Here is an 11,197-nt window from a genome sequence, read left to right as displayed (position 1 = left end):
AAAAGATTAGCGGAAGATAGTATAAGTGCAACTAAGGCTCCGCCAAAAGCTTGGCGTAGCCAAGTTTTCTAATAAAAGTGTGGTCATATGTAATGGTTTGGTTGTATCATTAAGAACAAGACTACGCAAGACTGAGCGGTCGCTCAAAATGCCTTGCTCGGAAATGTAGGTAATGAGTGAATAGTCATTCATTTTTTCGGTTGATTCTGATAAGATAGAAAATAATAGACAATCAGACAAGAAGGGGAGTTGAAAATCATGCTGGCACTTATAAACCTGATCGCCTTTTTCCTGGTGCTTGCGTACGGGCTGTACCTGGCCGGTCATGTTGTGTACAGCCGTTATCTCTTCATTAAGCTCGGCAAAAAGCCAGACGTGAAGGACGACTTTGGTGCACGCATCAACCTGATGCTGGACAACGTCATCTTTCACAAGAAGCTGCTGAAGGACAAAAAGAGCGGTGTCATGCACGTCGTGATGTTCTACGGATTTATCATTCTGCAATTCGGTGCGATTGAGCTGATCATCAAAGGGCTGTCTAAGGGCTTTGAGCTTCCGTTTGGTAGCGCTCACAAGTATTTTAGCTTGATGCAGGAGGTAACGACCTTCCTGATCCTGGCGGCAGTCGGATATGCCTTTTACCGCCGATATATCGAAAAGCTGAAGCGTCTCAAGCGCGGCTTCAAATCCGGTATTGTCCTGCTTTTGATCTCCTCTCTGATGGCTACGGTTCTTTTGTCGCTTGCTTTCGAGCTGATCTGGCTTGGTCATGAAGGATCTGTGTTCGCTCCGATTTCTTCTGTATTGGCTGGCTTGTTTACCGCTATCGGTGTGGGGCCCACTGCAGCAGCAGCGCTGTTTTATGTATTCTGGTGGCTGCACCTGATCATTTTGCTCGGTTTTGCGATCTATGTCCCACAATCCAAACACGCTCACTTGCTGTTTGCGCCGGTCAATGTCTGGTTCAAAAAGCTGGACCCGCCTGGAAAGCTGAACAGTATCAACTTTGAAGACGAATCACAGGAAGTCTTTGGCGTAGGAAAGATCGAGGATTTTACGCAAACCCAATTGATTGACCTGTACGCCTGTGTGGAATGCGGGCGTTGCACGAATATGTGTCCTGCATCGGGAACAGGCAAGATGCTCTCTCCGATGGATCTGATTACGAAGATGCGCGATCACCTGACAGAAAAGGGAGCTGCCGTTACATCCCGCACACCGTGGATGCCCAGCTTTGCATTTTCCCAAACAACAGCGAATCAGATCGCTGTGCAATCCTCTCAGGTAGCTGCTGCTTCCGAGGGAGCTGCTGCAGAAGTATACGACAAGAACCTGATCGGGGATGTCATCACAGAGCAGGAGCTGTGGGCTTGCACCACCTGTCGCAACTGTGAGGACCAATGCCCGGTGATGAACGAGCACGTAGACAAAATTATCGATATGCGCCGTTACCTGGTGATGACGGAAGGAAGCATGCCAGCTGAAGCGCAGCGTGCGCTCAACAATATCGAGCGCCAGGGCAATCCGTGGGGAATCAACCGGAAGGATCGCCTGAAGTGGATCGAGGGCTTGAACGGCGAGTACGAAGTGCCGACCGTGAAGCAAGCAGAAGAATTCGAGTACCTCTTCTGGGTTGGTTCGATGGGCTCGTTTGACCTGCGCAGTCAAAAAATCTCCCAAGCCTTTGTCAAACTGATGCACGAAGCAGGCGTCAAGTTTGCCATTTTGGGCACGGAGGAGAAAAACTCCGGCGATACAGCCCGCCGCATCGGGAACGAATTCCTGTTCCAGCAGCTGGCACAGGAGAACATCGCGCTGTTCGAAGGGTATGAGGTGAAGAAGATCGTCACCTGCGACCCGCACGCCTACAATACGTTCAAGAACGAATATCCGGAATTTGGGCTGCAGGCGGAAGTGTACCATCATTCCGAGCTGCTGGCGCAGTGGGTCAAGGAAGGTCGCCTGAACCCGACCAAAGAAGTAAAAGAGCGCATCACCTACCACGATTCCTGTTATCTGGGACGTTACAATGAAATCTACGACAAGCCACGCGTAATTCTGGAAGCGATCCCGGGCGTGGAAGTGGTCGAGATGAAACGCAGCGGCTGCGACAGTATGTGCTGCGGTGCTGGCGGCGGCTTGATGTGGATGGAAGAGCACGAGGGTACACGAGTCAACGTGGCGCGGACCGAGCAAGCGCTGGAAGTCAATCCGACTGCCATCGCAAGTGCCTGCCCATACTGCCTGACGATGATGAACGATGGTGTGAAAATGAAGGAGCAAGAAGAGCAAGTGAAGACGCGCGATGTAGCCGAAATTCTGGCAGACGCGATCTGATTCATCGCCGCTCTGGGAAAAGTTGTACTGCTAAGGTAGTACAACTTTTTCTTTTTCAAATGCATTGACTATTGCAACACCAAGGGGCAAAATGAGAGTAGAATAAAAATGAGCGACCGCTCAATCAGTTGGGTATGTATTCAAAAACGGCTAGGCCGAAAAATAGATCATCGAAGCGGAGGGTCGGATAGATGACTAAGACAGTGATTGTAGGCGCAGCTCGCACACCTTTCGGCAAATTTGGCGGCTCGTTGAAAGCGTTATCTGCCGTGGATTTGGGGGCCGTAGCGATCAAGGCGGCTTTGGAGCGATCTGGTGTCCAAGCGGATCAGGTGGATGAGGTCATCATGGGGATGGTCGTACAGGCTGGAGCAGGTCAGGTGCCCTCCCGCCAGGCAGCGCGCAAAGCGGGACTTCCATGGGAGGTAGCGAGCGAGACGATCAACAAGGTATGTGCCTCCGGGATGCGTGCCGTCACGATGGGCGATCAGATCATTCGTGCGGGAGATGGCGAGATTATCGTAGCGGGTGGCATGGAGAGCATGAGCAACGTCCCGTATGCAATCCCTGATGCTCGTTACGGCCTGCGGATGGGTGACGCAACCGTACGCGACCTGATGATGTACGACGGCCTTACCTGCCCTTTTGATCAGGTGCCGATGGCCGTTCACGGCAGTAATGTCGCAGAGGAGTTCGACATTACGCGTGAAGCCCAGGATCTGTGGGCGCTGCGCAGTCAGCAGCGGGCCTCGCAAGCGATGCAGAATGGACTATTTGCGGAGGAAATCGTACCTGTCTCCATCCCGCAAAGAAAAGGCGAGCCCTTGCTGGTAGCGACTGACGAAGGGCCGCGCCCGGATACGACAATAGAGGGATTGGCTAAACTGCAGCCCGTATATAAAAAGGACGGAACGATAACTGCCGGCAACGCGCCAGGCATCAACGACGGAGCAGCCGCGATGGTGCTGATGTCGGATGCCAAAGCCCAGGAGCTCGGAATACAGCCTTTAGCTACGATTCTAGGACACGCACAGGTCGGAGCAGAAGCGCCGTATATCGCTACGACTCCAGGCTTGGCGATTCAAAAGCTGCTGCAAAAGACAGGCGTAGCACTGGACGAAATCGCTCTCTTTGAAGTGAACGAGGCCTTTGCTGCCGTTACCTTGACCAGCGGTAAAATCGTCGGCTGGGACGAAGAAAAAGTAAATGTAAATGGTGGAGCAATCGCGCTAGGTCATCCGATCGGGGCCAGTGGAGCACGGATTATCATGCATCTGGCCTACGAGCTGAAGCGGCGTGGCGGAGGTTTGGGAATCGCAGCCATTTGCAGTGGCGCAGCACAAGGGGATGCCATTTTGATCAAAGTCGATTAGGGAGGCCTTTTGATATGAATGTACAAACCATTATGGTGATTGGCGCAGGACAAATGGGCAGTGGAATCGCACAGGTAGCCGCTCAGGCAGGCTTTCGTGTCTATCTCCATGATATTCGCCAGGATTTTGTAGATCGCGGTCTGGCTTCTATTGAAAAGAACCTGTCCCGCAATGTAGAGAAGGGCAAATTGACAGCATCAGACAAGGAAGCCATTCTTGCACGGCTGGTAGCTTCCACCGATTTGGCTGACGCACGGGATGTGGATTTCGTCGTCGAAGCAGCAACGGAAAACATGAAGATCAAATCTGAGATTTTTGTCCGTCTGGACGAGATTTGTCCGCCACACACGGTTCTGGCGAGCAATACCTCTTCCTTGCCGATTACAGAGATTGCAGCGGTTACCAAACGTCCTGAGAAAGTCATCGGGATGCACTTCATGAACCCTGTTCCTGTCATGAAGCTGGTCGAGATCATCCGTGGCCTGCAAACCAGCGATGAGGTCTATCAGCTCACGGAGGATCTGTCCAAGCAAATGGAAAAGGTTCCGGTCAGCGTGAATGATTTTCCGGGGTTTGTATCCAATCGTGTTTTGATGCCGATGATCAACGAAGCCATATACTGCGTATACGAAGGAGTAGCGACTCCCGAAGCGATCGACGAAGTGATGAAGCTGGGGATGAATCATCCGATGGGTCCGATCAAGCTCGCCGATTTTATTGGTCTTGATACGTGTCTCGCGATCATGGAAGTGCTCTATGAAGGCTTTGGCGATTCAAAATATCGCCCATGCCCGCTCTTGCGCAAATACGTAAAAGCGGGATGGCTAGGTAAAAAATCCGGTCGAGGTTTCTACGAGTACAACTGACGAGATGAAGGCAGAAAGGTAGGACTAAGATGGATTTCCATTTCAATGAAGAGCAGCAAATGATGCGTCGCATGGTTCGTGATTTCGCGAACAAGGAGATGGCGCCGTTTATTCCGATCATGGAAGAGACGGAACAGTTCCCGCTCCACATTGTCAAAAAGATGGGAGAAATGGGGCTGATGGGCATCCCGGTACCGGAAGAGTGGGGAGGTGCAGGGGCTGATTTTGTCTCCTATATTCTGGCGATCAACGAAATAGCGAAGGTCAGCGCAACAATGGGTGTCATTCTTTCCGTCCATACGTCTGTGGGAACCAATCCCATCCTCTATTTTGGTACGGAAGAGCAGAAGCATAAATACGTCACGAAATTGGCGACAGGTGAATATCTGGGAGCCTTTGCCCTGACAGAGCCGCATGCAGGCTCGGATGCCAGCAGTATTCGTACACAGGCTGTTCGCAAAGGGGATGCCTACATTCTCAATGGCAGCAAAATCTTCATTACCAACGGCGGGGTAGCGGATACGTACATTACCTTTGCAGTAACCGATCCGGGTAAAGGGGCAAGAGGCATTTCCGCCTTTATTGTAGATAAGGATACCCCCGGTCTGACTGTTGGTAAAAAAGAAAAGAAAATGGGGCTGCACGGCTCCAATACGACAGAGCTCGTATTCGACAATGCCGTCGTTCCGACAGCCAATCTTTTGGGGAATGAAGGAGAAGGATTTACCATCGCGATGGCCAATCTGGATAAAGGACGGATCGGTATCGCGGCACAAGCGCTAGGGATCGCTGAAGCAGCCCTTCACTACGCTACCGAATACGCCAAAGAACGCAAGCAGTTCGGTCAGGCGATCGGCAAGCTTCAGGCAGTGGGCTTCAAACTGGCGGACATGGCGACCAAGGCTGAAGCAGCACGTCTGCTGGTCTATCGAGCAGCTTGGCTGTGCAGCAAGGGGCTTCCCTGCACGAAAGAAGCCTCGATGGCAAAGCTCTTTGCATCGGATGCTGCCATGAAGCTGGCGATAGAGGCTGTCCAGGTATTCGGCGGCTATGGCTACACACGTGAATATCCGGTAGAACGCCTTTTCCGGGATGCAAAGATTACGCAGATTTATGAAGGAACCAATGAAATTCAACATCTTGTCATCACCAAGCAATTGCTTGCTGAATAATACGCCCTGACTCGTTGCAGCAGATTTGACGATGACCGGGGAAACAGACACGTCTATTTGGGGGAGTGAAAGAGATGAATTTTCAACTGACAGAAGAACAAGAAATGCTTCGCAAAATGATTCGTGACTTTGCAGAGAATCAGGTAGCACCGACAGCAGCAGAACGCGACGAGGAAGAACGCTTCGACCGTTCGATTTTTGAGCAAATGGCAGAGCTGGGGCTGACGGGAATTCCCTGGCCAGAGGAATACGGCGGTGCTGGAGCTGACTATCTCAGCTATGTGATTGCAGTTGAAGAGCTTTCCCGTGTGGATGCTTCCATCGGTGTGACTCTGTCTGCACAGGTTTCGCTGGCAAGCTGGCCGATCTACAAGTTCGGTACGGAGGAACAGAAGCAAAAATATTTGCGTCCGCTGGCAGAAGGCAAGAAAATGGGTGCCTACTGTCTGACCGAGCCAGGCTCCGGCTCTGATTCGGCAGGAATGCGCACGACCGCTGTTCGCGACGGCGACCACTACATCCTGAACGGCAGCAAAATTTTTATCACCAACGCCGGAGAAGCGGAAATCTACATCGTGTTCGCGGTGACCCAGCCTGAACTCAAGCATAAAGGCGTCACGGCCTTCATCGTGGAAAAAGACATGCCTGGCTTTACGATGGGCAAAAAAGAAAAGAAACTGGGAATTCGCTCCTCGCCGACGCTGGCTATCAACTTTGAAGATGTCCGGGTCCCTGCAGAAAATATTTTGGGCGAAGAAGGTCAAGGCTTCAAGATTGCCATGATGACCTTGGACGGAGGACGCAACGGCATTGCCGCGCAAGCATTGGGGATCGCACAGGGAGCATTTGAGCATGCGGTAGCGTATGCCAAGGAGCGCAATCAGTTTGGCAAGCCAATTGCTTCTCTGCAGGCCATCCAGTTCAAGCTGGCGGATATGGCAACCAAAATCGAAGCGGCGCGTCTCTTGACGTACCAGGCAGCATGGCTCGAGGACCAGGGACTGCCGTATGGAAAGGCGTCAGCGATGTCCAAGGTGTTTGCTGGTGACATTGCGATGGAAGTCACGACAGAAGCGGTGCAGGTATTCGGCGGCTATGGCTACACGCGTGAGTATCCGGTAGAACGGTTCATGCGCGATGCCAAAATCACGCAAATCTACGAAGGTACCAACGAGATTCAGCGCGTCGTGATCAGCAATTTCCTCTTGAAAGAATAGAATGGGTTCAGGGAGCAGTGTGGGAGTGTCGTGATCCGTCATGCACTCCCGTCTGGTCTCAACGTTCGAAGGCACATTTCCCCTCTCATTGATGGAAAAGAAAGATTTGGCTTCCGCTTTACACTCGCGTATAATAATGGCGATACGTATCACAGCAGAGCGTTTTTTTTCCTTTCTTTCCAACATATGTCTGACCAAACGCTCAGTCAGTTTGAAAGGTGGTTTCATTGTGTCTGATAAAAAAAGAACGATACCTTCCCTGGTAAAAGATCCAAAGCTTATTGAAAAACGGCGTGAACAGATTGTCGAAGCTGCCGTTGATCTCTTTATTCATAAAGGCTTTCATAAAACGACCACACGGGAAATTGCCCGCGCATCCGGCTTTAGCATCGGAACCTTGTACGAATACATCGAGTCCAAGGAAGACGTGCTGTATCTCGTTTGTGATGCGATTCATGCCGAGATGGAGACACGTTTGAGAGAAGCGATCAATTTTAACGGCACTGGATTGAAGATCATGAAACTGGCGCTGAAAAGCTTGATTCGCGTGATGGACCAGATGAGTGATCGCGTGCTCCTGATTTATCAGGAATCCAAATCATTGCCAAAAGAAACCCTGCGCTATGTGCTGGGGCGCGAAGAAGAGATTGCTCAAATTTTTGTGGAAATTCTACGCAAAGGAATAGCAGACGGCTCTATCAACATCGACGAGAAGCATGTAAAGTTGATGGCGGATAACATCATGGTTTTGGCAGAGATGTGGGTGTTCCGTCGTTGGGCTTTGCACAAGCATTATACATTGGAAGAATTTACGGAGAAGCAGATTGCACTCTTGCTTCGTGAAATCAGCGTCTCCGAACAATAAGCTATCGGGGAGAGTGGAACGATGGAAACAGAAGTGTATCGTCCGCGAAACAAGGTCCGCTTTGTGACTGCAGCCAGTTTGTATGACGGTCACGATGCCTCAATCAACATTATGCGTCGTATTTTGCAATCTTCGGGAGTGGAAGTGATCCATCTGGGACACAACCGCTCCGTTGACGATATCGTAACCGCTGCTATACAGGAGGATGCGCAGGGAATTGCCATCAGCTCCTATCAGGGCGGGCATGTCGAGTATTTCAAATACATGATTGATCTGTTGAAAGAGCGCGGAGCTGGACACATCCGTGTCTTTGGCGGCGGTGGCGGTGTCATCGTTCCACGCGAAATCCGCGAATTAGAGTCCTATGGCGTATGCAAGCTGTACTCCCCGGATGAAGGGCGTAGACTGGGCTTGCAGGGCATGATTAACGACATGATTCGGCAATCCGATTTTCCTACAGTGAAACAAATCGATCAGGAACTGAGTGAGCTTCGGGAGCAAAATCATCAGGCGATTGCCCGTCTGATTTCTGTAGCGGAGTACGCAGTAGAAAACACGGAATGGCAAGATTCGGTACTGAAACAAGTAACAGAGCCGGAGGTAACCATCCCTGTCCTGGGTATTACAGGAACGGGTGGGGCAGGAAAAAGCTCCCTGACGGATGAGCTGGTTCGACGTTTTATTCGCACGTACCAAGACAAGACGGTGGCGATTTTGTCGGTCGATCCATCCAAGCAAAAGTCAGGTGGAGCGCTCCTTGGTGACCGGATTCGCATGAACGCAAACAATACGCCAAGGGTGTACATGCGCAGCCTGGCTACACGCAGATCAGGTTCTGAGCTTTCGGCAGCGGTAAAGGATGCGATCCGTGTCGCACGGGCAGCCAGCTTCGATCTGATCATTGTCGAGACGAGCGGGATCGGTCAGGGCGATGCACAGGTGACAGAGGTTTCCGATGTCTCGATGTACGTCATGACCAGTGAATTCGGTGCCCCTTCCCAGCTGGAAAAAATCGATATGCTCGATTTTGCTGATCTGATTGCGATCAACAAGTTTGAGCGAAAAGGCTCGGAGGACGCGTTGCGGGAAGTGCGCAAGCAGTATCGACGCAACCACCAGCTGTTTGATTTACCAGACGAGCAGATACCGGTATACGGGACCATTGCCAGCCAGTTTAATGACCCCGGCACCAATGTGTTGTTCGCCGCGCTGATGCGCAGGATCGTAGAAAAAACAGGTGTGGATTGGTCTGTAGAACAGCTTGATGCGACACCGGTTAAGATTCATAAAACTTCGTTAATCCCGGTAGAGCGCGTCAATTATTTGCAGGATATTGCCAATACGGTGCGACAATACCGTGTCTATACAGAAGAGCAGTCCGGGATTGCAAGAAAGCTGTTCCAACTGCACGGGGCAAAGGAAACGCTCCTGGCATCAGGTGAAGTGACCGCGGAGGAATTAGTGGCAGTGCTGGATAAGCAGATTGCCCTTTTTGAAGCCAAACTTCATCCGGAGTGTCAGCACATACTGGAAAAATGGCCTAAGCTGAAGGAAGCGTACAGGCAGGACCAATTGGTCACCAAGATTCGCGACAAGGAGATCGTGACCAAGCTGTTCAGCGAATCCCTCTCAGGTACGCGGATATCCAAGGTATCTCTACCCGACTTCCAGGATTGGGGCGAGATTCTGAAGTGGTCAATGAAAGAAAATGTACCTGGAGAATTCCCGTACACAGCAGGTGTGTTCCCGTTCAAGCGGGAGGGCGAGGACCCCAAGCGGCAGTTTGCCGGGGAAGGGACACCAGAGCGCACCAACAGACGTTTTCATTTCCTTTCTCAAAATGATGAAGCGAAGCGCCTCAGCACCGCTTTTGATTCTGTGACCCTGTACGGGGAGGACCCAGATTATCGGCCAGACATCTACGGCAAGATCGGGACAAGCGGGGTCAGCATCTGTACGCTGGAGGATATGAAGAAGCTCTACGCGGGCTTTGATCTGTGCGCACCAAGCACTTCAGTGTCGATGACCATCAATGGACCTGCGCCGATGATTTTGGCGATGTTTATGAACACTGCAATCGAACAGCAGCTCGAGGCCTTTGCAGCGCGGGAAGGCCGCCAGCCTACTGCGGAGGAAGCCGCCCAGATCAAGGCGTATACCCTTTCTACTGTACGCGGAACCGTGCAGGCGGATATTCTCAAGGAAGATCAGGGACAGAACACCTGTATTTTCTCCACAGAGTTCGCCTTGCGGATGATGGGCGATATTCAGCAGTATTTTATCGATCACAAGGTGCGCAACTACTACTCGGTTTCCATTTCCGGCTACCATATAGCCGAGGCGGGAGCCAATCCGATCACGCAGCTTGCCTTCACTTTGGCCAATGGCTTCACATATGTAGAGTACTACCTGAGCCGTGGCATGCATATCGACGACTTTGCGCCGAATCTGAGCTTCTTCTTCTCCAACGGCTTGGACCCTGAATACACGGTGATTGGTCGAGTTGCACGTCGCATCTGGTCTACAGTGATGAAAAACCGCTACGGAGGCAATGAACGGAGCCAGAAGCTGAAGTACCACATTCAGACCTCGGGCCGCTCCCTGCATGCCCAGGAGATGGATTTCAACGATATCCGTACGACGCTGCAAGCGCTCGTAGCCATCTACGACAACTGCAATTCGCTGCATACCAATGCCTATGATGAAGCGATCACGACGCCGACGGAGAACTCGGTACGCCGGGCGATGGCGATCCAGATGATCATCAACAAAGAGATGGGATTGGCGAAGAACGAAAATCCGCTGCAAGGTGCTTTTATCATCGAAGAGCTGACAGATCTGGTAGAAGAAGCCGTGCTGCAGGAATTCGAACGCCTGAGCAGCCGTGGCGGCGTCCTTGGAGCGATGGAAACGCAGTACCAGCGAGGCAAGATTCAAGATGAGTCGATGTATTACGAAATGAAAAAGCATACAGGCGAGCTGCCGATCATCGGCGTGAACACCTTTATCAATCCGAATGCGTCTGAGGAAGATTACGAGATTGAGCTTGCTAGGGCAACGGAGGAAGAGAAGGAGCAGCAGATCGTCAATCTGCGGTCTTTCCAGGAGCTTCATCGGGATACAGCCCCTGTGGCCTTGCGCCGATTGCAGGAAGTGGCGGTATCAGGGGGCAATATTTTCGCTGAGCTGATGGAGACGGTCAAGGTAGCGTCCCTGGGACAAATCAGTGCTGCTTTGTATGAAGTGGGCGGTCAATATCGTCGAAATATGTAGCATCCGATCCCTTGGTTTTTGACCAAGGGATTTGTTTTTTTCTACGGGGTTTGAAAGCCTTGCATTTTCGTCTAAAATAAGGAATACTGTATGA

7 protein-coding genes are annotated in these 11,197 nt (G+C 51.4%); all 7 read left to right on the top strand.

What is annotated here, in order from left to right; genetic code table 11:
- The first annotated feature begins 258 nt into the window (after positions 1 to 258).
- The 7 genes from JZI27_RS13480 (at position 259) to icmF (ending at position 11,103) form a co-directional block, all read left to right on the top strand.
- Positions 259 to 2,337 (top strand): heterodisulfide reductase-related iron-sulfur binding cluster, encoded by a 2,079-nt coding sequence (locus JZI27_RS13480; protein ID WP_280207792.1) that lies wholly within the window; start codon positions 259 to 261, stop codon positions 2,335 to 2,337.
- Between the two features lie 191 nt (positions 2,338 to 2,528).
- A complete protein-coding gene (locus JZI27_RS13475) occupies positions 2,529 to 3,710 on the top strand; it encodes an acetyl-CoA C-acetyltransferase (RefSeq protein ID WP_280207791.1) in 1,182 nt (393 codons plus the stop codon).
- Positions 3,711 to 3,724: 14 nt separating this feature from the next.
- Complete coding sequence (locus JZI27_RS13470; RefSeq protein ID WP_122907960.1) at positions 3,725 to 4,576, top strand: 3-hydroxybutyryl-CoA dehydrogenase; 852 nt, start codon at positions 3,725 to 3,727, stop codon at positions 4,574 to 4,576.
- Positions 4,577 to 4,605: 29 nt separating this feature from the next.
- Positions 4,606 to 5,748 carry an acyl-CoA dehydrogenase gene (locus tag JZI27_RS13465; protein WP_280207790.1) on the top strand — a complete coding sequence of 381 codons (1,143 nt, stop codon included), beginning with the start codon at positions 4,606 to 4,608 and terminating at the stop codon, positions 5,746 to 5,748.
- A gap of 74 nt (positions 5,749 to 5,822) precedes the next feature.
- Positions 5,823 to 6,965: an acyl-CoA dehydrogenase gene (locus JZI27_RS13460; RefSeq protein WP_122907958.1), complete on the top strand. Its 1,143-nt coding sequence runs from the start codon at positions 5,823 to 5,825 to the stop codon at positions 6,963 to 6,965.
- A gap of 229 nt (positions 6,966 to 7,194) precedes the next feature.
- Positions 7,195 to 7,830, top strand: coding sequence for a TetR/AcrR family transcriptional regulator (locus JZI27_RS13455; RefSeq protein WP_122908121.1), 636 nt, complete (start codon positions 7,195 to 7,197; stop codon positions 7,828 to 7,830).
- A 21-nt stretch (positions 7,831 to 7,851) separates the two neighbouring features.
- A complete protein-coding gene (gene icmF, locus JZI27_RS13450) occupies positions 7,852 to 11,103 on the top strand; it encodes a fused isobutyryl-CoA mutase/GTPase IcmF (RefSeq protein WP_280207789.1) in 3,252 nt (1,083 codons plus the stop codon).
- Positions 11,104 to 11,197: the final 94 nt, after the last annotated feature.

The sequence above is a fragment of the Brevibacillus sp. AY1 genome (assembly GCF_029870785.1).
In the GTDB taxonomy this organism is placed as follows: domain Bacteria; phylum Bacillota; class Bacilli; order Brevibacillales; family Brevibacillaceae; genus Brevibacillus; species Brevibacillus invocatus.
The sequence above is the reverse complement of the archived record's forward strand: the minus strand, read 5'-3'. Positions and strand labels throughout refer to the sequence as shown.